This is a genomic window from Salinibacterium sp. SWN167 (genome assembly GCF_015864665.1).
In the GTDB taxonomy this organism is placed as follows: domain Bacteria; phylum Actinomycetota; class Actinomycetes; order Actinomycetales; family Microbacteriaceae; genus Rhodoglobus.
This window is the reverse complement of record NZ_JADYWU010000002.1, coordinates 660,466-681,461: the sequence shown is the minus strand read 5'-3', so window position 1 is coordinate 681,461 and position 20,996 is coordinate 660,466. Positions and strand designations below refer to the sequence as shown.

Below are 20,996 nucleotides of genomic sequence, written 5' to 3'. Positions count from 1 at the left end.
CAGGAGAATGGTGGCCCCCACTTGAGGCCGGAAACCTAGCAGCAGAACTGCCCGGGACTTCCGCACCTTTGGGGTGACAAGAGGAAACATTACGTGCATTCTGCCCCCCTCGCCAACACCGCGTGCATCCCGGGCGCGTCGCGTCTCGGCACACGCCACAACATGGGGATGCGCACCACTCGTCGGCGTCACCGACCGCACAATGTGCGCGGCTATTCACGGCATCCGTATCTCTTCACAGATGCCACAGCCGCACACCCGACGCAGGGGAATACGCGAAGATAGATTCGTGCCTAGTTTCACCACACGAGCCGCGCGGCTCGACGACGCTGAAGAGCTCGCTGCTGTGCATACGCAGTGCTGGAAAGAGACGTACGCCGGATTCTTTCCTGAGCAAGCATGGAGTGACGAGGCACGGCAACGACGAGAAGCAATGTGGAATGAGCTCCTTACGGACACCAGCACCACAACCGTGGTGGCCGAGGTGGGCTCCCGCATTGTCGGTCTCGCTCACGCCCACCACAATCGCGACGAGCACGATCTGCCTTCTGAGGAACTTGCCATGATCTATGTGCTTATGAGCGCCCACGGTACGGGCGCAGGCCAAGCGTTAATCGATGCCGCGCTGGGAGGCGCGGCCGCCAGCGTCTGGGTGCTTGAACAAAACCCTCGCGCACGGGCCTTTTATGCCAGGAATCGCTTCATGTATGACGGTACCGTTCGCGAGATGGACTTCAACCCGAACATCCGCGAACTGCGGCTCATCCGTTCATGACTAAGCCACTTTCTGCGGATACCGTGGCGACTAGACGCCACACACTAATAATCATATTATTAGACAATCACAGGGTGTAGAGCTGCGTTCGCGGCACCACCGCTGCTTCGACGCAAGGGACTGCAATGACTTGGATGGTAACCGGCGGCGCTGGCTATATCGGCGCTCACGTAGCTCGCGCACTACTGAACTCCGGAATGGAAACAGTCATCGTTGATGACCTTTCCAGCGGATTCACGCGCTTCGTTCCGGAAGGTGCCGCGTTCGTGCAGGCTGACATCCGGGACAAGAACGCGCTCAAAGAAACGATGGCGACCCACGGCGTGACCGGCGTCATCCACGTTGCTGGCTACAAGTACGCCGGCGTCTCCGTGCAGCGGCCACTCCACACATACGCGCAGAACGTCACCGGCACGCTCGCCTTGCTCGAAGCAATGCAGGAATCAGCGATCGATCAAATCGTCTTCTCCTCGAGTGCCGCAGTGTACGGAACACCTGATGTCGAGCTAGTGACCGAATACACAGCGAAGGATCCCCTCTCCCCCTACGGCGAATCGAAACTGATCGGCGAATGGTTGCTGCGCGACGAAGCCGTCGCCACGGGCCTGCGCCACACGTCGCTGCGCTACTTCAACGTCGTCGGCTCCGGCGACCCTATTGTCTACGACACCAGCCCCCACAATCTTTTCCCCCTCGTCTTCGAAGCGCTCGTCGCCGGAAAAACACCGCGGATCAACGGCACCGACTACCCCACCCCCGATGGCACCAACGTGCGCGACTACGTGCACGTCGCCGACATCGCCGCCGCGCACGTGGCTGCGGCCCGCCGCTTGGAAGCTCACGAAGCAATCGAGCCTGCCTATAACCTCGGCAGTGGAAACGGACTATCGGTCGCAGAAATCATGACCGCTATCGCTACCGTCACCGGCATCGACTTCACCCCAGAAATCGCGCCACGGCGAGCCGGCGATCCGCCCCGCATTGTCGCCAACGGTGATCTCGCCGCCCGCGATCTCGACTGGAAAATGCGGCACACCGCAGAAGAAATGGTTCAAAGCGCTTGGGACGCCCGCCTTCGTGCCGAAAATACCAGCGCCCCCGAGGGAAGTGCAGTATGACCTCGAAGATCACCAAACGCGCCACCACCCTCGCCGATGGCCGTGAACTCATCTACTTCGATGATGCTGACACCACGCTTGGCGAAGAGCGATCAGTCGACAACCGGGTGCTCGACCCCCGACCAGCGACCGCAACCATGCGCCAGGACATCCTGACGGGGGAATGGGTCTCCGTCGCCGCCGCACGCCAGAACCGAGTCTTCCTCCCGCCTGCCGATCAAGACCCGCTGGCACCGCAGACTCCCCAGAACCCGTCGGAAGTTCCCGCACTCTATGACGTGGCTGTTTTCGAGAACCGTTCACCGTCATTCGGGCCAGCCCTCGCGGGAAGCGAAAACAGCCCGACCGGGCTCGATGACCTTGCCGAACTCGGACTCGGCCGCACCCGCAGTTCCATTGGCCGCTGCGAGGTGGTGTGCTTCAGCCCCGACCACGAAGGATCGTTCGGCACTCAAACCCCCAGCCGCGCACGCACCGTGATCGAAGCGTGGGCGGATCGGACCGAGGCGCTCTCGGCACTCGAGGGCGTGCAGCAGGTCTTTCCGTTCGAAAACCGCGGAGAAGCAATCGGCGTCACGCTGCTTCACCCGCACGGCCAGATCTACTCCTACCCCTACATCACCCCCAAAACACAGCGGACTTTGGATGCGATCGATCGCACGAGCCCCGACATGTTTCAGCGCATCCTCGACTTCGAACGCGCCGGCGACCGCGTTGTGCTGAGCGGAGAGAACTGGACTGCCTTCGTGCCGTTCGCCGCGCGCTGGCCCATCGAGGTACACATGCTGCCGCACCGCCAGATTGCCGACTTCGCCGCGACCTCCCCAGAAGAACGCGACGAACTCGCCACGATGTACCTGAAGCTGCTTCGGGGAATCGACGCCCTCTACGACACCCCGACGCCCTACATCGCGGCATGGCACCAAGCCCCCGTGAACCGTGCACGCGACACCTTCCGCCTGCACCTCCAACTGACGTCGCCTCGACGCGCGGCAGACAAACTGAAGTACCTCGCCGGATCTGAATCGGCGATGGGCGCCTGGATCGCTGACGTCACGCCAGAGGCCGCAGCCGAAAACATCCGAAAGGCAATCGAACGAGCATGAGCGACACAGTGCAGCAACTTGGCCAGCGTTTCAGCGAACTAACCGGCCACGACCCCGAAGGCGTGTGGTCGGCACCCGGCCGCGTCAACCTCATCGGCGAACACACCGACTACAACGAAGGCTTCGTGCTGCCGTTCGCCATCGATCGCCGCACCCGTGCTGCCGTTGGACTGCGCACCGACGGTGTGATCCGCGTCACCAGCACCTTCGACGATACCGCGGTGGAGCTTCCGCTTTCCGGACTCGACGCGGCGCGTTCTGCCGGAGAAATCGTCGGCTGGAGTGCGTATCCGCTCGGCGTCGCCTGGGCTCTCGGCCAACACGGCACAGACCTGAACAGTGTGCCCGGAGTCGACATCCTCATTGATTCGACCGTGCCCGTCGGTGCCGGCCTTTCGTCGTCGGCTGCGATCGAGAGTTCCGTCGCTTTGGCCCTCAACGATCTCTGGGAGCTCGGATTTCCGCGCGAGCAACTCGCCAAGGTAGGACAACTCGCCGAGAACGAGGTCGTCGGTGCTCCCACCGGAATCATGGACCAGTCTGCGTCTCTCTTGGGCGCCACAGACTCCGCCGTGTTCCTCGACTGTCGCTCCCTCGAGGTCGAAGTTGTGCCGCTCGGACTCGCTCCAGCGGAATTGAGCATTCTCGTGATGGACACTCGCGTCTCGCACTCTCACGCGACCGGCGGCTATTCCGAACGCCGCGCATCCTGCGAAGCCGGAGCAGCGGCGCTAGGCGCTTCGTCGTTGCGCGATGTAAGCGTCGCTGATCTTGAGCGCGCTCAAGAAATTCTTGACGACGTGACGTTCCGCCGAGTCCGTCACGTTGTTACCGAAAATCAGCGGGTGCTCGACACCGTTCGCACTCTTACTACCGAAGGCCCGCTCGCCATTGGTGCGCTGCTTGATGCATCGCACGTCTCGATGCGCGACGACTTCGAAATATCCATTCCCGAACTCGATCTTGCGGTCGAGACTGCTCGCGAACACGGTGCGATCGGCGCACGGATGACGGGTGGAGGATTCGGCGGAGCGGCAATCGCTCTTGTTCCCAACGACCGCATCGCTGAAGTAGAGGCTGCCGTGAAGGAAGCTTTCGCCGCGCGCGAATTCACCGAGCCTGTCACCTTCACGGTGACTCCGTCACCGGGAGCCGAGCGGAACACTCCCGCTCCCCCGGAGGCGTAACGCTAGGCGTCGTGTTTGCGATGCCCCAGTAAAAACATCACGAAAGACATGCGCACGAAACGCCAGATTTGAATCACCACGTTGTGGCGGGCGCGTTTCTCTCGCTCGCTCGCCACCCACGGTTCGTGATTGACGACAATGGTGCTTTTCATAGTGTGATCCTTCGTTGCCGACTCACTCGGGGACTACCCACCAGAATGGGTATCCATGCATTTTGTACATGAAGGCGGTGTGCAATATTCGTTTCGCCCAGTGCCCACCAAGACCAATTTCTGCAGTGGTTTCTGTGATGTTGCGACCGGTTTCGGGGTACTGCGTGAAGTCCGGGATGATGGGCGACATCACCATGGCTACCGCGGATCCCTCGAATGCGCCGGTGCCCGCTGACGCGACACACGCTGCTGCAAGATGGTTCATCGGTGCGGTATGCGTCGGCGTCTTAGCGCCGCTCTGAATCATGTCCACGATAGAGAACGCCACCGCTTTGGCGATCGCCCCTGAGGGCTGGCCCGTGCGTGGTGGAGCCGGCGCAATCATGACGCCATCGGGCGTCTGATGCGGCTCCGAGATGGCGTGCGGCGGAGCGAACGCGATACCGGCCGCAAACATGTTTGGGTATGCCGGTGATTGGTAGGTCTTCGGCCAGTCTGACGCCTGCCAATCCTCGTACGCCTTCGGCGCGTAATCAGCATCGACTTTCATGAACCCGCTCGGGGCGAAAACCGTGGCAGTGATGTCTCGGCCGTCACGATCTCGCACTTCGAACGGCACGCCGCGGAACGGCGGCAACAGCATCGAGAAATCAAAGTGAAGGCTTTGCGGAGCACCGTCGACCTGAACATATTCGATGGTGTCGGCGGTAATCGCGGTCGCTGCTGCACCAAGCACAGTTCGGATGCCGCGTTCGGCGAAGAGAGTGCCTGCGAGTGCTCCCCCGCTGATGAACGAACCCTTGTCCTTGATGATCATGCCACCGACGCCGAAGTCTCCAAGCTCCATCTCATTGGTGAAGAATACGATGTCGGCATTGTCACGGACACCGTGCCGGCGTAGCTCATGTTCAACATTGAGCACGTATTCAAAAGCAGCGCCCTCGCACGTGCAGGTGCCGTGCCCCGTGCCGACCACGAGAGTCAGCTTTTCGCCGTTCTTGAGTCGAGCGGTGATCGCCTTCAACTCCTGGGCCGCGTGAACCGCATGGCTCGGGGTGCACACTGAGACGGTGTGACCGGTGTCGGGGCCTAGCCCCGGCGTCGCGGCGAAGTTCAAAGCCGGACCTGTCGCGTTGATCAGGTAGTCATAGGGAATTCGAGCGGTGCTGCCGGAAGCCGCTGGAGAGGTGTACTCCACCTCTATTTGTGACCGAGGATCGTGAGCATCACCATCCGGCAAGATCGTGGTCGCTTTGGCTTGATGGAACTCAATCTTCTTCTTGCGATAAATGGGAGCCAGAGGAAAGACGACCTTGCTCGCCGCCATGCGATCAACGCCGACCCAGATATTTGACGGAATCCAGTTCCATTGGGAGTTTGGACTCACGACGACGACGTCGTGTTGTTTGCCAAGTTTCCGCTTTAGATGAAGCGCCGCCGTGTGCCCAGCAACTCCAGCTCCCATAACGACTACCCGTGCCATCCGCGCCTCAAACTTTCTCCTGTGTAGCTGCGTATAACCGCAGACTATACCCCCTAGGGTATTTGCGGCAAGGAGATTGAGACCACTAGGGAACGCGATCTCTCACGCGCCTCGACAGCCACGGCACAACAAAAAACGGAGACAAGCCAGCTGACGATGCAGCTCGCTTGTCTCCGTCTCTCCACCTGCGCTCCCTGATGTTTCAGAGAACTCAACGCGACAACGACCGGTGGTGGAGATGGGGGGAATTGAACCCCCGTCCACTGCTGTAATTCTGTGCCTTCTACGGGTGTATCTTGTGCAGGCGTTCTACTCGGCTCTGATCTTTGCCACAAGCACCTAGATCAACAAGCCCAGCCAGAGTGCAAGTCCCACGTAGCCCTCAGGCGTAACTACGCAGCAATCTCTCTAAATTGCGCCAGAATCCGAGTAGAGAGCATTCCCGGTCTGACGGACTTCTTTAGTGCGCTCGCTTAGGCAGCGAGGGCGAAGTCAGTGCGCTTTGAATTGGCACTTATAGTTTGCAGTCATCGTTAACGAGATAAGGCTGCATTCTCGACCCGCTTCTCACAGTTTTGCAGGCAATGTCGAAACCGATCATCCCCCTGTGTGGGTCGTTGTCGCGCTGTGGAGTTATCAATTGCCACCCAATGAACAGGTAGCCCTCTAGTGTAGGTCGGATTCGGCGCAGTAGCCAGCCCTGCAGCCGCGCACTGAACGCTGCCAGCGAACGCAACGCCCTCATCCAGTGATGGCGAAGTAGATTTGGTTCATGACCGATACAACTCAAGCCTTACCCACCAAAATCACCATGTTTGGCGCGGACTGGTGCCGCGACTGCGTACGTTCCGAAGCTCTCCTCAACTCGTTGAACATTGACTGGGAAAAAGTCGATGTGGAGAAGGACCCCACAGCAGCAGATCGCGCCCACGCCATCAGCGGCCGCCTCAACATCCCTGTCGTGCACTTCACGGACGGAACCTTCCAAGTGGAGCCCAGCGACAAGGAGCTGAAGGCCAAGCTCGAAGAACTCGGCGCCATCTAACAATGTCCCTCGTCATCACTGTTCGAGGCGAGCATGAGTCGTGGCACCCTGCCGAACGCGGCATCGTGCATCTGGCGGTATCCATAGATGGTCCCGACCGGAGCGAGGTCTTCGATGCTGCACTGCAGTCGTCGAGTCGGGTGCATGCCCTCCTCGCCAAGCTCGCCTCGAACGATGGTGCAATTACCCGGTGGTCGTCTGACACCGTGCGCGTCACCTCCCAACGGCCGTGGAATAACGCCGGCCAACAGCTGCCGCTCGTGCACTCCGCCGCGATCGACTACGTCGCACGATTCAAGGACTTCGACGCTCTGGCCCTCTTCATCGAGTACGTCAGTGCGGTCGACAACACTGCAGTGAAATACGTGGAGTGGGAACTCACCGAAGAATCCACTCGTGCCGCACACGCACATACCCGACGCCTCGCCGTTACGGATGCCCTCACCAAGGCACACGAGTACGCAGCGAGTGTGGGGCTCACCGAGGTAACCGCTCTCGCCATCGCCGATCCAGGGATGCTCGACCACGTCGGCCCCGCAGGCGATCACGATCCCTTTGCCAGCGCCGCAGCGATGCGGATGTCAGGTGCGCCCTCGGATGGCGCCCAGCTGACGCTCAACCCCGAGAAGATCGCGATCTCGGCACGCGTCGAGGCGCGCTTCAGCGCACGCTAACGAGCGCGAAAACGAGCACAGAGACGAGCGCGGAAACGAAGTTCTGCTACTCCCCCATGTTCTTGCGGGCCGAAATTGCCCGATCTGACTCGCGCTTATCTTGGCGCTCACGCAGCGTCTGACGCTTGTCATACTCGCGCTTGCCCTTGGCAACAGCGAGCTCGACTTTGGCGCGGCCATCCAAGAAGTAGATCGACAAGGGAACGAGCGTGTAGCCGCCCTGCTTGATCTTGTTGTGAATCTTCAGGATCTGCTCTTTGTGGAGCAACATTTTGCGCTTGCGACGCGGAGGATGATTGTTCCACGAACCCTGAAAGAACTCAGGAATATGCACGGCATCCAACCAGGCCTCAGCATGATCGTCGATGTAGCCGTAGCCATCGATCAGGCTGGCTCGCCCTAACCGCAGAGACTTGACCTCAGTACCCGACAGCACAAGACCAGCCTCAAAGGTGTCTTCAATGCTGTAGTCGTGGCGCGCCTTACGGTTGCTGGCAACAACCTTTCGGTCACCTTCCTTGGGCATGGTTCACTTCTCTCTTCAATAAATTGGATGCTGCAATGCTACGGCGGATGCCGACAGTGCAGCAGACCAGTTTAGCGCGAGAGTGGTCTGGCGACTACACCTTGAGGTAACGACTAATCGCGACACCGGCGGATACCGCAGCTAGCGCAGCACCGGAGACGATGAGAATGGGCACGACGAGCAGTGCCTCTTCCATGCCGAGCAGGCTGGTATTGACGGGAAGTGTCGTCGCGAGATAACCGCGCACGAAGAACTGCACGATCGCGACAATCGCACCGCCCGCGAGGATTGATCCGATCAACGAGGCGAAAACACCCTCGAGGATGAAGGGCGTCTGGATGAATCTGTTCGACGCCCCCACGAGTCTCATAATGCCGAGCTCTCGCCGTCGAGAGAACGCGCTCAGCCGGATGGTCGTGGCAATCAGCAGCACCGCAGCAACCAGCATCAGCCCGGCGACACCAATTGCGGTGTAGCTGGCAGCGTTCAGGATCGCGAAGATCGGCTCCAAATAGGCTCGTTGATCTTCAACACTTTCGACTCCCGCAAGCCCCGACAGGCTCTCGATGAGAACATCGGACTGCTCCGGATCGACGAGGTTCACCCGAAAACTCTCGTTGAGAGACTCCGGCGTGATGATGCCTTCAAAGGTGGTGTCGGCAAACTGCTCTTTGAAATTCTCGTACGCCTGCTCATGCGTCTCGAACTCGACCTCGTTGATGTACGGCGCGAGAGTCGGCGAATCGAGCTGTTGCTTCACTGCCGCGATCTGATCTTCCGTCGCCTCAGCCAGGGTGCAATTGCCGGTCGTATCGATCTCGGTGCACATGTAGACCGCCACTTGCGCGCGGTCGTACCAGTAGCCCTTCATCTGCCCGATTTGCATCTGCAGAAGAATGGATGCGCCCACGAACGTGAGCGAGATAAAGGTCACCAGAACGACGGAGACCACCATCGAGAGGTTGCGGCGCAGTCCGCTGCCGACCTCTCCTAAGATCAGTCCGAGCCTCATGCGTCGAGCCCCTCACCCTGCGATGACGGCGAAGCCATCGGGCGTGCTGGAGACTGGGTCGCGGTCGAAGCGGCAGATGCAGGCTTGCTTGCAGCAGGATGCGGAATACGCCCCTGAGTGGGAACCGTCTGCGTTTGGTATCCACCCTGAAGCTCGTCGCGCACGATCTGACCGCCGATAAGCTCGATCACTCGGCGCTTCATTTGGTCCACGATGCCAGCATCGTGGGTAGCCATCAGCACGGTCGTGCCACCGAGATTGATGCGCTCGAGGAGCGTCATGATTCCCGCAGCGGTCGCCGGGTCAAGGTTTCCGGTCGGCTCATCCGCGAGCATGATGGCGGGCTTGTTTACCACAGCGCGAGCGATGGCCACACGCTGCTGCTCACCACCCGAAAGTTCATGAGGAAAACGATTCGACTTGCCAGCGAGGCCGACCATCTTGAGAGCATCCGGAACAGCCTCTTGGATGAAGCCCCGGCTCTTGCCGATGACCTGCAGCGTGAACGCCACATTGTCGAAGACCGTCTTGTTGGGCAGCAGACGGAAGTCTTGGAACACCACGCCAAGGTTGCGACGGAAATAGGGCACCTTGCGGCTCGACAGCGTATTCAGGTGCTGACCGAGCACGTGGATGGAACCCTTCGTGGGGTTCTCCTCTTTGAGGATCAGCCGCAAAAAGCTCGACTTGCCCGAGCCGGATGCGCCAACCAAAAACACGAACTCGCCCTTGAGGATCTCAAGGTCAACAGAGTTCAGCGCCGGTCGTGTCGTGCCCGGATACGACTTCGAAACAGAATCAAAACGAATCATTTGGAGCCAGCCTAAAGAGCCGCACCTGAGAACTCGGCAGCGACGCACCGCAGGCACGTACTCACAGGGTGGCCCAGTTCAGGGCACACCGGCAGCGAACGACTGATCAGTGGAGCCCTAGCTAGACCGAGCGGTCGTGGTTATTCGATGGCGCGCTTGCGCCATTTGATTCCCGCCGAGATGAAACCGTCAAGGTCACCATCGAACACATTCGAAGGATTGTTAACCTCAAACTCCGTGCGGAGGTCTTTCACCATTTGATACGGCGCCAAAACGTAGCTGCGCATCTGGTCGCCCCAGCTCGCGGTAATGACACCCGCGATTTCCTTCTTGGTGGCCGCTTCCTGCTCACGCTGAAGTAGCAACAGCCGCGACTGCAACACGCGCATGGCGGCAGCGCGGTTCTGAATCTGGCTCTTCTCGTTCTGACAACTCACCACAATTCCCGTGGGCAAGTGAGTGATGCGCACCGCGGAGTCGGTCGTGTTGACCGACTGGCCGCCGGGACCGGACGAACGGAAGACATCGACACGGATGTCGTTCTCGGGAACTTCGACAACATCCGTCGTCTCAATAAGAGGTACAACTTCGACCGCGGCAAAACTCGTCTGGCGCTTGCCAGCTGAGTTGAACGGGCTCATGCGAACGAGACGGTGCGTGCCAGCCTCAACACTGAGCGTTCCGAAGGCAAACGGAGCGTCGACCTCGAAGGTCGCTGACTTGATGCCGGCCTCTTCGGCATAGCTCGTGTCGAGCACGCGCGTGGGATAGGAGTGCTGCTCGGCGTACCGCAGGTACATGCGCAACAGCATTTCGGCGAAATCGGCGGCGTCGACGCCACCTGCTCCCGCGCGAATGGTGATGACAGCGGGTCGCTGATCAAACTCACCGTTGAGAAGGGTTTGCACCTCAAGGTCGCCCAAAGTCTTCGTGATGCCCCTGAGCTCGGCGCGAGCATCCGCCGCTGCCTGATCGTCACTCTCTTCGTTCGCCAACTCGACCATGATCTCGAGATCGTCAAGGCGACTCGAAATGGAATTGATCTTGGCCAGCTCAGCCTGACGGTGGCTGAGGTCACTCGTGACCTTCTGCGCCTTGTCGGTGTCATCCCACAGATCGGGGGCACCAGCCGCCTCGCTCAATCGTGCGATCTCCGACGTGAGCCGGTCGGTGTCGACTACCTGGCGAATGTCCGCAAAGGTGGAGCGCAGCGCCGCGATGTCGTCAGAAAAGTCCAGTTCATCCATGTCACCAACCAGACTACCCGCGAACCCCACGCGACACCTGTTGGCCTCGTGCCCGTTCGCGCGCACCCTCTGGCCCGCACGACATATTATGGACGGCGATGAGCACAACAGGAGAACCCTTTAGCTGGCGCTCGATCGGGCTTCCCGTTCTCTTGCCGACACTACTTTTTTCGATCGGTGAAGGCGCGATCATCCCGCTGATTCCGATCGCTGCCGACAGCCTCGGGGCGACTCTGGCAATTGCTGGCCTCGTCGCAGCCGTGCTGACCCTCGGCGAGCTGTTCGGCAATATTCCGAGCGGATGGCTCATCTCCCGTGTGGGCGAACGCCCGGCCATGATCGGCGCGAGTGCACTCTCCATCATCGGAGTCGTGATCGCGATTCTCGCCCCCAACCCCGTCGCACTCGGATTCGGTGTGCTGCTGCTCGGACTGGCTGCTGCCGTGTTCGCGCTCGCGCGACATGCTTTTCTCACAAGCTTCGTTCCCGTCGCCTATCGGGCCCGTGCGCTCTCTACACTCGGGGGAACCTTCCGGCTCGGCATATTCATTGGACCGTTCATCTCTGCCGGAGTCATTCACCTCACCGGCACCGTGACTGCTGCCTTTTGGATTCATGTTGTGGCAGCACTTGCCGCCGCCGCGGTGCTCGTTCTCCTTCCCGATCCCGCGACAACGTTCGGTGCGGTGCACACCACTCGCATCAACAACCGCACGCTGCGTGACGGCGAAGCCCTAGTAGAGCAAGAATCACACGGGCTTTTCGCTACTGTGCACCGCAATCGTGCGCTGCTCTCGCGCCTCGGCCTCGGTGCCGCCGTCATCGGAGCAATGCGTGCGAGTCGCCAAGTAATCTTGCCGCTGTGGGCCGTGAGCATTGGGCTCGCCGACACCAACACCGCCATTATCATCGGCATCGCCGGGGCGGTGGACTTCGCCCTCTTCTACACGGGCGGCCAGATCATGGACCGCTTCGGACGCTTGTGGACCGCCGTGCCCTCTCTCGTTGGTCTCGGCATCGGCCACCTCGTACTCTCGTTCACCCACGACTCAGCGCAGAACGTTGGTTGGTTCATCTTCGCCGCCATGTTCCTGTCACTCGCCAACGGTTTGGGCAGCGGCATCCTGATGACCCTCGGCGCCGACCTTGCTCCGCAAGACAACCCTGCCCCGTTCCTCGGAGCCTGGCGCTTCACCGGAGGCGTCGGCCAGGCATCCTCTCCCCTGCTCATCGCAGGGATAACGGCCGTGGCCTCCATCTCCTTTGCTGCGGGGGCCGTAGGAATACTGGGCCTCATCGGCGCTGGAATCATGGTGCGGTACGTGCCGCGGTACATCACCAAACCACAGCGCTAGGCACCACGAGGTAGCCCTGGCCGGCCGGTCTTCTCCGGCGAGCCCGGAGCCCTAGACTGGCGAAATGATCCCGAACAGCAACCTGATTGCCTTCGTGCTCATCGCTCTGCCGATCATCCTCATTCCCGGACCCAGTGTGCTCTTCTTGATAGGCCGTTCGCTTTCGCTGGGAAAGCTTGGCGGCATCATCAGCTCTCTAGGTAATGCCACGGGAGGAGTTGTGCTTGTCTTCGCCGTGGCCTTTGGCGTCGGCACGATCATCGCGCAATCCGTTATTGCGTTCACCGTCGTGAAGTATCTCGGCGCCGCCTACCTGATTTACCTCGGCGTTCAAGCGATCCGTCACCGCAACGCTCACACGACAGCGGATGACGCAGCTCCCCGCCCACAGTCACGCTGGCGCATCTTCGGCCAAGGTTTCGTTGTCGGCATTACGAATCCCAAAGCGACCGTGTTTTTCGTTGCCGTTTTGCCGCAGTTCGTGAGCTTCGGAGCTGGCAATGTGCAACTGCAATTGCTCCTTTTGGGCCTGCTGTTTATGGCGATCGCGGTAGTGACGGATACGTCGTGGGCGATCGCTGCCGGTTTCGCGCGCGACTGGTTCGCGCGCTCACCACAGAGAATCACCACCCTCAGCGCAACCGGTGGGGTGGCGTTGATTGCGCTGGGAGTGGGATCTCTATTTATCCCGCACGCTAAGCAATAGCGGCGATAACATCCGGAATCGGGGTCGACCCATCAGTGAACTCGATGGTGTGACCGATGGTGTTGTCGGCATCAATCACCTCAGCGAGAACCCGGGCCACATTGTCGCGACTCGTGTGCTCGTCGGTGGCGTCATCGCCGACGCCGATCATGCCCGATGCGGCTTCGCTCGAGAGTGATCCAGGGCCGACGATGGTGTATTCGAGGGGGCCAGTGCGGAGGTGTTCATCGGCAGCAGCCTTCGCTTCTGCATACGCGAAGAAAGCGTTGTCTTCGGGAACACCGTGATCGAAACCGGCACCCTTGTACGAGACCATGACGTAGCGCTTGACGCCCGCGTGGGCAGCAGCATCCATGGTGCGGATGGCCGCATCACGGTCAACCGAATAGGTGCGTTCGGGGCTTCCCCCACCAGCACCCGCCGAGAACACGACGACATCGTGCCCTGTAAAAATTTCAGAAAGCTCTTCGGCACTCAGCGCCTCAATGTCTGCAATGACGGGCATGGCGCCCGTGGCGCTGATGTCAGCCTCCTGCTCAGGCTTGCGGACCAACGAGTGCACGTGGTGGCCGCGAGAGGTGAGAAGCTCGGCCAGACTCAGGGCAATCTTGCCGTGGCCTCCGACGATAGCGATTCGTTTCATGGCTAACTCCTTTGCTTCGGTGATGCGCCTGCGAGAAGCGCATCACCCACGCTACGGATTGAAACTCCCTGTTCGCTGGATGGAATGTGATCGCTGGCTGGAGGTTTTCAGTGTGCTCGTGTCGGGCCTCCAGAGGACGCTAGGAAAAGACCGAACGCGCGTTCGCCGTCACTTCAATACGCAGGCCCTCCGGGACCAAGAGCGAGACGAACGGCGGTCGCCAATAAGCAGACAGCGAGACCGTCGCGCTGGAGCTGTCGATGCTCGTCGCGTGCTCGATGGTGAGCCCGTCGAACTCTGAGGTCGGGGCGGCAGCGACATATTCCCCCACCGCGACCGCGACCTTGGCGGGCGTCAATTGCGGGCGAAACCCCTGGGGCGTTCGCAGCACATCGTCGAGATCGTAGGATTCTGCTCCGACGAGAGCAGCGCCATCCGCGAGTGTGAAGAGTCGCTTACGTTCCAGATAGAGCGAGGTTGCCGCGACCACCAAGAAAATGAGCACGAGTGAGAGGAAGCCATAGAAGATGGTGAGCAGGAGTGCAGAACCATCGTCGTCACGCAACCCATCGCGCCGGCTCACTAGCGCGACCCCGCGAACTGAGAAACCTGCTGCGTTGCGGCCGCATCGAGCGGCACCTCTAGAGGAAATGAGCCGCTCAGCACCGGCGGCGCCAGCGGGAGCGGCACGGCAATAGCCACCTGCACGGTGACGAAGCTGTGGCGGGACAGACAATCGCTGGGATCGGGTGCGCACGAGATCGTGACCGCCGCGCTTGCGGCATCCACGTTGTGATTGTCGAGGGCGAACTCGACCGCGCGCGATGCCGCTGCGTTCGCCTCACTGAGAGTCTCAGCCTGAACGAACACGCGCGCCGCCTGGCGGGCAGCCCCCTCAGCAGCAAGAGCTCCGGACTGAATCGCGGACATCGTGAGCACCAGATACACGAGCGGAATGAGCATCACCATGCCGACCGTAATGAACTCCAGGGATGACGAACCCCGTTCATCAGCGAACCTGCTCGATTGCCGCATGGGCCGACACCTCCAAGCCATCGCTAATACCGATAAGGCCAAAGAGCGGCAGCGGTGCCCGCACGGTGATGAGCACGGCGGGTTGCCCGAGGTGGGACGTGGTGCTTGCGCTCACATCCGACGCATAGCCGGGCGACAGCGCCGTGGAGATGAGGTCACGAGTGCGAGTGACGCCATCGCCCAACGAGGTGTCGGCAAGGGAGGCGTAGCGCGCGCCCTCAGCCGCGGCATCCAACACCGTATTGCGGATATGCAACGCAAGAGCCAGCTGGATGACGCTGAGCGTCAACACCGTCAACAGAGCCGAAACGAGAACGAACTCCACCACGGCGGACCCCGATTCGTCAGCACCCAGCCGCCTGCCGCGTTCGCGCCAGCGCGCACGCATTAGAAGCCGGTGACGCGATCAATAGCCTGTTCAAAAACCGAGCTGAGTGCTGGACCCGCAAGACCCCAAATAATGACCACAAGACCTGCGGTCATGAGAGTAATCAGCACCCAGCCCGGTACGTCTCCTCGCTCTGATGTGAGCGCTCGGGTGCCTCGGGAAAGCCCGCTCTTCAGTAGCAATTGAGATGATTTCACTCTGTAATCATTGAGCGAAACACAAATGTGCGTAAAGATTTTCCACAACGGGGCTGCAAGCGGCGCGAACAATCCTCGGCCGCCTGCTGCCACCTACTCTGTCGACTTATTCTTCTTGCGCTTGGCCTGCGCCTCGGCTTGGAACGCCTGCAGGGTCTCCACCTCGTCTTCGACGATCGCATCGGCCTGAGCAATGTTGTCTGGCGATGGCAAACCGGTGTCGGAAAGAATGGCATCTTCGGTGACCTGCGAGATTCCGCCGCCCGACTGCGCGGCCTTCTTGCGGAGGCGATCGAGGGCAGCACGAAGCGGGTGAACCGTATCGCGCAACAGCGGCTCTTCGACCTCGAGGCCGTAGAACGTTCCGATGTGATCAACGAATTGAGCACGCTGTGCACGCTCATATGCCCGCCGTTCGCGACTGAATGCTGTCACTGTCGCCGCACAGATCATCAGCATCACCACGCTGAACGGGAGCGCTGACAGGATTGCGGCCGTTTGCAGCGTTTGCAGCCCACCGGTTACCAGCAAAGCGATCGCCAAGAACGATGCGAGCAGAGCAAAGAACACGCGGATGCGCTTGAGCGGTTCAGCGGAGCCACCGGTGGCGATCATCGACATCACGAGGGCACCGGAATCGGCTGAGGTGACGAAGAAGATTCCGATCAGCAGGATGGCTCCGAACGTGAGAGCGGTGCCTGCCGGGAGACCGGCAAGCAGATCGAAGAGAGCGGAATCGGCATCCACCGATCCGTCGGCAGCAACGAGCCCGCCCTGACCGTAGAGCTCACGGTAGATCGCGTTGCCGCCAAGAACACTGAACCAGAGGAACGTGAGCACGGTGGGAACGAGCATGACGCCGCCCACGAACTCGCGCACAGTGCGGCCCTTGGAGACACGCGCAATGAAAACGCCGACGAACGGAGCCCACGACATCCACCAACCCCAGTAGAAGGTGGTCCAGCCGGCCTGCCACTGTTCGCCAGCCTGACCCTCGTAGGCGCTGACATTGAAACTGAGCCCGATGAAGCCCTGAAGGTAGTTGCCCATCGACTGCACGAACTCGCGGAACAGGAATGCTGTCGGCCCGACGATGAGCAAGAACACGAGCAGAACAGCCGCCAGCAGGAGGTTCGTGGTCGAGAGCCATTTCATGCCTCGGCCGATACCCGACACCAGCGACAGAATCGTGAACGCGACAATCACCACGATGACGGCGATCTGCGTCGTGAGATTCGACTCGGCGATTCCCGTCTTTTCGAGACCGGCAGAAATCTGAAGAACACCGAGGCCGAGCGAGGTCGCCACACCGAATACCGTGCCGACGAGCGCGATGACGTCGATGAGGTTGCCCCAGCCACCGCGAACGCGCTTGCCGAGCAGCGGTTCAAGAGTCCAACGGATCGAGATGGGGCGACCGCGACGATGAATGGCGTACGCGAGCGCGAGGCCGACCACCACGTAGATAGCCCAGGCGTGCACACCCCAGTGCAGGAAGGTTTGACTCATGGCTTGTTGGGCGAGTTGGATCTCCGTGCCCGACACTCCAGGGCGCGGGTTTGCGAAATGGCTGAGGGGCTCGGCGACGCCGTAGAAGACAAGACCGATTCCCATGCCCGCGGCGAAGAGGAAGGAGATCCACGCGATCATGGAGAACTCGGGTTCGTCGTCATCCTTTCCCAGTTTGATGTCGCCGTAGCGGCTGAATCCTAGGTAGAGCGCGAAGGCAACAAAGAATGCTGCGATCAGCACGTAGTACCAGCTGAACGAGTTAATGACGCTCGACTGCAGGGTGTTGAATACTGCGTTCGCGAGGTCTGGTGCGATGATCGAGAACGCGGTGATCGAGATAATGAGGCCAGCGGCCGGCCAGAATACCCACGGTGCGAGCATGCGTGTGGCGGTCGGACGGTCCGGAACCTCGGGCTCTGCGGGGATGGTCGATTCTGCGGTCATGAGATCTCCGATCGCGTGGGGTCACTGCTCGACGGGCTACAAGCGTAGACATCGAGTTCTAGTAGCGTATTCGCAGTCTGCGATACATGGTTAGCGGGCGCAGCGTCGGCCGCGCCCATCGCTTTACCGTTCGGAGCCGAAGCGGTATCCGAGTTGCCAGCGAGCCGAATCGATCGTGTCGAGGATGGCGACGGTTTCGTCGAGCGTGTGCACCGGCGACTCGGTGAGCCCCTGCGCCACAAACCCGGCGAGCGCCGTGGCCTGATAGCTGAGGCCCTGGTGGCCGACGATGCCCGTCTCGTCTTTCCAATGAATGGACTCGCCATCGAAACCGGGCTTTGAGAGCGTCAACGAGGTGGGCGTGAAGAAGCCATTGCCGGTCTCCAACAGTGCCTCAGTGCCCGCGACGGATGCCGTGATGGGGGTGCGCGCGAGCAACGTGGTGTTGAGCTGGGCCTGAGCCGCGCCCGCATAGCTGAGCGTAAGGAGGGATTGAGCATCCACGCCGCTTTCGATGAGAGAACCGACGTTATGGATGGCGGTGGGCGCCCCCAAAATCTGCGATGCGAAAGCAATGGGATAAATGCCGAGGTCGAGCAGCGCTCCTCCCCCGCTCTCGAGTGAGCGCACCCGGTGGCCCTCAGGGATGAACTGGCCGTGGTCGGCGGTGACGAGCTGGATCTCGCCGAAGGTGCCGTCGGCAATGAGCTGACTGATAATCGAGGTTTGGGGAAGGTAGCGAGTCCACATCGCTTCCATCGCGAACACCCCGGCGGCGCGGGCGGCTGCGACTATCTCGCGAGCCTCGGCCCCGGTCATGGCGAACGGCTTCTCGACCAGGATGTGCTTGCCGGCGGCGATCGACTGCAGTGCGAGATCGCGGTGCACGTGCTGTTGCGCCGCGATATAGATCACGTCGACGTCAGGGTCGGCCAGCAACTCGGCGTAGTCGCCGTAGGCTTTCTCGATCCCCCACGTGTTCGCAAAGTCTTGCGCGCGGTCGAGACTGCGGGATGCCGCGGCAACGAGCTTTTGCTCAGTGTGCGCTTGCACGGCTTCTGCGAACGTCGCGGCGATTCCACCGGGAGCCATGATGCCCCAACGCAGAGCGGGTACGGAGTCGGCGGTAGGAATGATCGGGGCCGGGAACGTGGTGGGGAACACAAGCATCCTTCTCGTCGGGGAGGACTGCGGCGGCGCAGGCCCCGACCAGTCTAGGACTCGAACAGGGGCGAGCCGCCGCAGAGTTCTGAGTCGTCGGGAGCGCTCCCCGCTGCTCGAGGGAAGGGCTGACGGCGCAAGCCCACGTGCGCAGCTAACCTCCGAAGTGGGCGCCCAAAAGGGCGATCTCCGCCCGAACGGCCCGGTGCTACGACTGCTTCTGCTAGCGTCAGCCCTTTGTACTTGGGATTACCCCTCCTGCAGCTCCGCCACCCGACCAACCGGAGAACTATCGTGATTCCTCGCCCCAAAATCTTGCCCAGCATTACCGCTGTCGCCGTTGCGCTTGCCTTGACTTTCGCCGGCGCACTGCCAGCGAACGCCGCAACGTACGCCGTCTACGCTTGGGGCGGCATGCCAGATGCGTTCGCTTACGCGTCCGATGGCGGCACTGTGCTCCTCGTTGCCGATGTCGTTGCTCCGGCAGGCAGGTCAATAACGGTCAAACCTGGCGAATCGATCACGCTTGACCTCAACGGGTTTGACCTCACCATCAACAGTAACGTCCCTGACTCTCTGGCGGCGATTGAGGTTCCTAGCACCTCCACGCTCACCATCGTTTCCTCCGGCGGCGGAACGCTCACCGTAACCGGAGGTCTGCACGGTGCAGGCATCGGCGGCAACGATGGCAACGATGGCGGCTCCGTCATCGTTAACAGCGGCACAATCCTCGCAACCGGCGGCGCCGGCGGCGCAGGCATCGGCGGCGGCAACAACGGAACCGGCGGCACCACCACCATCAAAAGCGGCACCACCACCGCAACCGGCAGCGCAGGCGGCGCAGGCATCGGCGGCGGCAACAACGGAACCGGCGGCACCACCACCATTACGGGCGGCTCCATCACCGCGACCGGCGGGCAAGACGGCGGAGCCGGAATTGGCGGCGGCTACGACGCTGGCGCGCCGGGCACTCTAGACGTTCGGGGCACCCCGAATGCTGGTGCCGCACTCGACGGTGGCGGCTCATCAGCGTCCCCGATCGTCAACACGGTAACGCCGGCCGGTGTCGGCTACTCTGCGGCCACTTCCCTCATCGGCAACGGCGGAAACATCATCATTGGGTTCAATTACCTCGTCACCTTCGACGCCGACGGCGGCACCAGCACCCCCGCTGAGGCAATCCCCGACGGCAGCACGATCACCGCACCGACAGACCCCACCCGCGACGGCTACACCTTCAGCGGATGGACCGCCAACGGCACCACCTACAACTTCACCACCCCCGTGACCAAACCAATCACACTCACCGCAACCTGGGCCGAAGTGGCCGCCGTCACCCACCTCGTCACTTTCGACGCCGACGGCGGCACCAGCACCGCCGCCGAGACCATCACAGACGGCACCACCATCGCCGCACCGACAGACCCCACCCGCGACGGCTACACCTTCACCGGCTGGACCTCCAACGGCACCACCTACAACTTCACCACCCCCGTGACCGAACCAATCACGCTTACTGCAACCTGGGCCGAAGTGGCCGCCGTCACCCACCTCGTCACTTTCGACGCCGACGGCGGCACCAGCACCGCCGCCGAGACCATCACAGACAGCAGCACGATCACCGCACCGACAGACCCCACCCGCGACGGCTACACCTTCACCGGCTGGACCTCCAACGGCACCACCTACAACTTCACCACCCCCGTGACCGAACCAATCACACTCACCGCAACCTGGACCGAAGTGGCCGCGGTCACCGGAGAGCTCGCAGCGACCGGCATCGACCTAATGCCCAGTTTGGGCGCCGCAGCGCTACTGCTGCTGATGGGAATCGCTCTCGTTGCATTCCATCGCCGCGGCAACGCTCCTCAGCGGTAACGATCTCCGACGCCCACGCCGCCGCCGGGCGCGCGTTCGCGTATGGGTTTACCCCCTACAACTCTTACTACGCGAAGGGATCACTGAGCTACCTCGGTCAGGGCGACGCGACGATCACGAGTCTCTCGCAGGTCTCCGCAACGAGTTGGGCCAAGACGGCGAACTGCGGCTAGCCGTTTGACAACTCAGCAACCCGAACGTGGCAGCCAGAGATCACGTCGACGTCGGGGTTAGCCAGTAGCTCGGCATAGTCGCCGTACGCTTTCTCGATGCCCCAGGTCTTCGCAAAGTCTTGGGCACGGTCGAGGCTGCGGGATGCCACAGCCACAAGTTTCTGTTCGGTGTGCGACTGCACCGCGGCGGCGAAGGTCGCGGCGATTCCACCGGGAGCCATGATGCCCCAGCGCAGAGCGGGTACGGAGTCGGCGGCAGGAATGATCGGGGCCGGGAATGCGGTGGGGAACACAAACATCCTTCTCGTCGGGGAGGACTGCGGCGGCGCAGGCCACGACGATTCTAGGAGCCGCCCCCAGCGTCATC

The 20,996-nt window shown here is 61.3% G+C and carries 23 protein-coding genes and 1 other RNA gene; 9 read left to right on the top strand and 15 right to left on the bottom strand.

The window, feature by feature from the left end; genetic code table 11:
* The first annotated feature begins 289 nt into the window (after positions 1 to 289).
* From I6E60_RS14585 to galK, 4 genes are all read left to right on the top strand, one after another.
* Positions 290 to 775: a GNAT family N-acetyltransferase gene (locus I6E60_RS14585; protein WP_197125105.1), complete on the top strand. Its 486-nt coding sequence runs from the start codon at positions 290 to 292 to the stop codon at positions 773 to 775.
* Positions 776 to 900: 125 nt separating this feature from the next.
* On the top strand, positions 901 to 1,893 hold the full coding sequence (galE, locus tag I6E60_RS13110; protein WP_197180763.1) for a UDP-glucose 4-epimerase GalE: 993 nt from the start codon (positions 901 to 903) through the stop codon (positions 1,891 to 1,893).
* Entirely contained in the window at positions 1,890 to 2,999 is a 1,110-nt protein-coding gene (gene galT / locus I6E60_RS13105; RefSeq protein ID WP_197125107.1) for a galactose-1-phosphate uridylyltransferase, read from the top strand. The genes galE and galT overlap by 4 nt, the downstream gene beginning before the upstream one ends.
* Entirely contained in the window at positions 2,996 to 4,186 is a 1,191-nt protein-coding gene (gene galK, locus I6E60_RS13100) for a galactokinase (RefSeq protein WP_197125108.1), read from the top strand. The genes galT and galK overlap by 4 nt, the downstream gene beginning before the upstream one ends.
* A gap of 2 nt (positions 4,187 to 4,188) precedes the next feature.
* On the opposite strand, the gene I6E60_RS13095 is transcribed toward galK, so the two are convergent.
* The 3 genes from I6E60_RS13095 to ssrA form a co-directional block, all read right to left on the bottom strand.
* Complete coding sequence (locus tag I6E60_RS13095; RefSeq protein WP_197125109.1) at positions 4,189 to 4,338, bottom strand: hypothetical protein; 150 nt, start codon at positions 4,336 to 4,338, stop codon at positions 4,189 to 4,191.
* A gap of 22 nt (positions 4,339 to 4,360) precedes the next feature.
* Positions 4,361 to 5,803: an NAD(P)/FAD-dependent oxidoreductase gene (locus I6E60_RS13090; protein WP_231601651.1), complete on the bottom strand. Its 1,443-nt coding sequence runs from the start codon at positions 5,801 to 5,803 to the stop codon at positions 4,361 to 4,363.
* 248 nt (positions 5,804 to 6,051) lie between these two features.
* Positions 6,052 to 6,426: a transfer-messenger RNA gene (gene ssrA / locus I6E60_RS13085) on the bottom strand.
* Positions 6,427 to 6,593: 167 nt separating this feature from the next.
* On the opposite strand from ssrA, the gene I6E60_RS13080 reads away from it, so the two are divergent.
* Both I6E60_RS13080 and I6E60_RS13075 read left to right on the top strand, forming a co-directional pair.
* On the top strand, positions 6,594 to 6,866 hold the full coding sequence (locus I6E60_RS13080) for a glutaredoxin domain-containing protein (RefSeq protein ID WP_197180759.1): 273 nt from the start codon (positions 6,594 to 6,596) through the stop codon (positions 6,864 to 6,866).
* 2 nt (positions 6,867 to 6,868) lie between these two features.
* Positions 6,869 to 7,540, top strand: a complete 672-nt coding sequence (locus I6E60_RS13075) for an SIMPL domain-containing protein (RefSeq protein ID WP_197125111.1) — start codon at positions 6,869 to 6,871, stop codon at positions 7,538 to 7,540.
* Between the two features lie 46 nt (positions 7,541 to 7,586).
* Here I6E60_RS13075 and smpB read toward each other — a convergent pair whose 3' ends face one another.
* From smpB to prfB, 4 genes are all read right to left on the bottom strand, one after another.
* Positions 7,587 to 8,066 (bottom strand): SsrA-binding protein SmpB, encoded by a 480-nt coding sequence (gene smpB / locus I6E60_RS13070; RefSeq protein WP_009771737.1) that lies wholly within the window; start codon positions 8,064 to 8,066, stop codon positions 7,587 to 7,589.
* A 94-nt stretch (positions 8,067 to 8,160) separates the two neighbouring features.
* Complete coding sequence (gene ftsX / locus I6E60_RS13065) at positions 8,161 to 9,078, bottom strand: permease-like cell division protein FtsX (protein WP_197180757.1); 918 nt, start codon at positions 9,076 to 9,078, stop codon at positions 8,161 to 8,163.
* Positions 9,075 to 9,890 (bottom strand): cell division ATP-binding protein FtsE, encoded by an 816-nt coding sequence (gene ftsE, locus I6E60_RS13060; RefSeq protein ID WP_197125113.1) that lies wholly within the window; start codon positions 9,888 to 9,890, stop codon positions 9,075 to 9,077. Before ftsE ends, ftsX begins: the two co-directional genes overlap by 4 nt.
* 140 nt (positions 9,891 to 10,030) lie before the next feature.
* Positions 10,031 to 11,137, bottom strand: coding sequence for a peptide chain release factor 2 (prfB, locus tag I6E60_RS13055; protein WP_197125115.1), 1,107 nt, complete (start codon positions 11,135 to 11,137; stop codon positions 10,031 to 10,033).
* A gap of 98 nt (positions 11,138 to 11,235) precedes the next feature.
* Here prfB and I6E60_RS13050 point away from each other — a divergent pair, with 98 nt between their 5' ends.
* Together I6E60_RS13050 and I6E60_RS13045 are read left to right on the top strand one after the other, a co-directional pair.
* A complete protein-coding gene (locus tag I6E60_RS13050) occupies positions 11,236 to 12,492 on the top strand; it encodes an MFS transporter (protein WP_197125117.1) in 1,257 nt (418 codons plus the stop codon).
* A gap of 64 nt (positions 12,493 to 12,556) precedes the next feature.
* On the top strand, positions 12,557 to 13,198 hold the full coding sequence (locus tag I6E60_RS13045; RefSeq protein WP_197180755.1) for a LysE family translocator: 642 nt from the start codon (positions 12,557 to 12,559) through the stop codon (positions 13,196 to 13,198).
* On the opposite strand, the gene I6E60_RS13040 is transcribed toward I6E60_RS13045, so the two are convergent.
* The 7 genes from I6E60_RS13040 to I6E60_RS13015 all read right to left on the bottom strand — a co-directional run bounded on the left by I6E60_RS13040 (position 13,188) and on the right by I6E60_RS13015 (position 18,587).
* Positions 13,188 to 13,841: an SDR family oxidoreductase gene (locus I6E60_RS13040; protein ID WP_197125121.1), complete on the bottom strand. Its 654-nt coding sequence runs from the start codon at positions 13,839 to 13,841 to the stop codon at positions 13,188 to 13,190. The genes I6E60_RS13045 and I6E60_RS13040 overlap by 11 nt on opposite strands.
* A 139-nt stretch (positions 13,842 to 13,980) precedes the next feature.
* Complete coding sequence (locus I6E60_RS13035) at positions 13,981 to 14,424, bottom strand: Tad domain-containing protein (protein WP_197125123.1); 444 nt, start codon at positions 14,422 to 14,424, stop codon at positions 13,981 to 13,983.
* On the bottom strand, positions 14,424 to 14,876 hold the full coding sequence (locus I6E60_RS13030) for a hypothetical protein (protein ID WP_197180753.1): 453 nt from the start codon (positions 14,874 to 14,876) through the stop codon (positions 14,424 to 14,426). Before I6E60_RS13030 ends, I6E60_RS13035 begins: the two co-directional genes overlap by 1 nt.
* Entirely contained in the window at positions 14,851 to 15,264 is a 414-nt protein-coding gene (locus I6E60_RS13025; protein ID WP_197125128.1) for a TadE/TadG family type IV pilus assembly protein, read from the bottom strand. Before I6E60_RS13025 ends, I6E60_RS13030 begins: the two co-directional genes overlap by 26 nt.
* Complete coding sequence (locus tag I6E60_RS14480) at positions 15,264 to 15,446, bottom strand: hypothetical protein (RefSeq protein WP_231600929.1); 183 nt, start codon at positions 15,444 to 15,446, stop codon at positions 15,264 to 15,266. Before I6E60_RS14480 ends, I6E60_RS13025 begins: the two co-directional genes overlap by 1 nt.
* A gap of 108 nt (positions 15,447 to 15,554) precedes the next feature.
* Positions 15,555 to 17,417 carry a BCCT family transporter gene (locus I6E60_RS13020; RefSeq protein ID WP_197180751.1) on the bottom strand — a complete coding sequence of 621 codons (1,863 nt, stop codon included), beginning with the start codon at positions 17,415 to 17,417 and terminating at the stop codon, positions 15,555 to 15,557.
* 123 nt (positions 17,418 to 17,540) lie between these two features.
* The gene (locus tag I6E60_RS13015) at positions 17,541 to 18,587 is read right to left on the bottom strand and encodes a Gfo/Idh/MocA family protein (RefSeq protein ID WP_197180749.1); all 1,047 of its coding nucleotides are present in this window, start codon (positions 18,585 to 18,587) and stop codon (positions 17,541 to 17,543) included.
* A 285-nt stretch (positions 18,588 to 18,872) separates the two neighbouring features.
* Here I6E60_RS13015 and I6E60_RS13010 point away from each other — a divergent pair, with 285 nt between their 5' ends.
* Complete coding sequence (locus I6E60_RS13010; protein ID WP_197180747.1) at positions 18,873 to 20,456, top strand: InlB B-repeat-containing protein; 1,584 nt, start codon at positions 18,873 to 18,875, stop codon at positions 20,454 to 20,456.
* Positions 20,457 to 20,625: 169 nt separating this feature from the next.
* Here I6E60_RS13010 and I6E60_RS13005 read toward each other — a convergent pair whose 3' ends face one another.
* Entirely contained in the window at positions 20,626 to 20,922 is a 297-nt protein-coding gene (locus I6E60_RS13005; RefSeq protein ID WP_307784449.1) for a Gfo/Idh/MocA family oxidoreductase, read from the bottom strand.
* Positions 20,923 to 20,996: the final 74 nt, after the last annotated feature.

Bases quoted from the DNA above. Each gene is read 5' to 3' on its own strand.
- galE (WP_197180763.1), top strand. From the start codon at position 901: ATGACTTGGATGGTAACCGGCGGCGCTGGCTATATCGGCGCTCACGTA.
- galT (WP_197125107.1), top strand. From the start codon at position 1,890: ATGACCTCGAAGATCACCAAACGCGCCACCACCCTCGCCGATGGCCGT.
- galK (WP_197125108.1), top strand. From the start codon at position 2,996: ATGAGCGACACAGTGCAGCAACTTGGCCAGCGTTTCAGCGAACTAACC.
- I6E60_RS13095 (WP_197125109.1), bottom strand. From the start codon at position 4,338: ATGAAAAGCACCATTGTCGTCAATCACGAACCGTGGGTGGCGAGCGAG.
- I6E60_RS13090 (WP_231601651.1), bottom strand. From the start codon at position 5,803: ATGGGAGCTGGAGTTGCTGGGCACACGGCGGCGCTTCATCTAAAGCGG.
- I6E60_RS13080 (WP_197180759.1), top strand. From the start codon at position 6,594: ATGACCGATACAACTCAAGCCTTACCCACCAAAATCACCATGTTTGGC.
- I6E60_RS13075 (WP_197125111.1), top strand. From the start codon at position 6,869: ATGTCCCTCGTCATCACTGTTCGAGGCGAGCATGAGTCGTGGCACCCT.
- smpB (WP_009771737.1), bottom strand. From the start codon at position 8,066: ATGCCCAAGGAAGGTGACCGAAAGGTTGTTGCCAGCAACCGTAAGGCG.
- ftsX (WP_197180757.1), bottom strand. From the start codon at position 9,078: ATGAGGCTCGGACTGATCTTAGGAGAGGTCGGCAGCGGACTGCGCCGC.
- ftsE (WP_197125113.1), bottom strand. From the start codon at position 9,890: ATGATTCGTTTTGATTCTGTTTCGAAGTCGTATCCGGGCACGACACGA.
- prfB (WP_197125115.1), bottom strand. From the start codon at position 11,137: ATGGATGAACTGGACTTTTCTGACGACATCGCGGCGCTGCGCTCCACC.
- I6E60_RS13050 (WP_197125117.1), top strand. From the start codon at position 11,236: ATGAGCACAACAGGAGAACCCTTTAGCTGGCGCTCGATCGGGCTTCCC.
- I6E60_RS13045 (WP_197180755.1), top strand. From the start codon at position 12,557: ATGATCCCGAACAGCAACCTGATTGCCTTCGTGCTCATCGCTCTGCCG.
- I6E60_RS13040 (WP_197125121.1), bottom strand. From the start codon at position 13,841: ATGAAACGAATCGCTATCGTCGGAGGCCACGGCAAGATTGCCCTGAGT.
- I6E60_RS13030 (WP_197180753.1), bottom strand. From the start codon at position 14,876: ATGCGGCAATCGAGCAGGTTCGCTGATGAACGGGGTTCGTCATCCCTG.
- I6E60_RS13025 (WP_197125128.1), bottom strand. From the start codon at position 15,264: ATGCGTGCGCGCTGGCGCGAACGCGGCAGGCGGCTGGGTGCTGACGAA.
- I6E60_RS13020 (WP_197180751.1), bottom strand. From the start codon at position 17,417: ATGACCGCAGAATCGACCATCCCCGCAGAGCCCGAGGTTCCGGACCGT.
- I6E60_RS13015 (WP_197180749.1), bottom strand. From the start codon at position 18,587: ATGCTTGTGTTCCCCACCACGTTCCCGGCCCCGATCATTCCTACCGCC.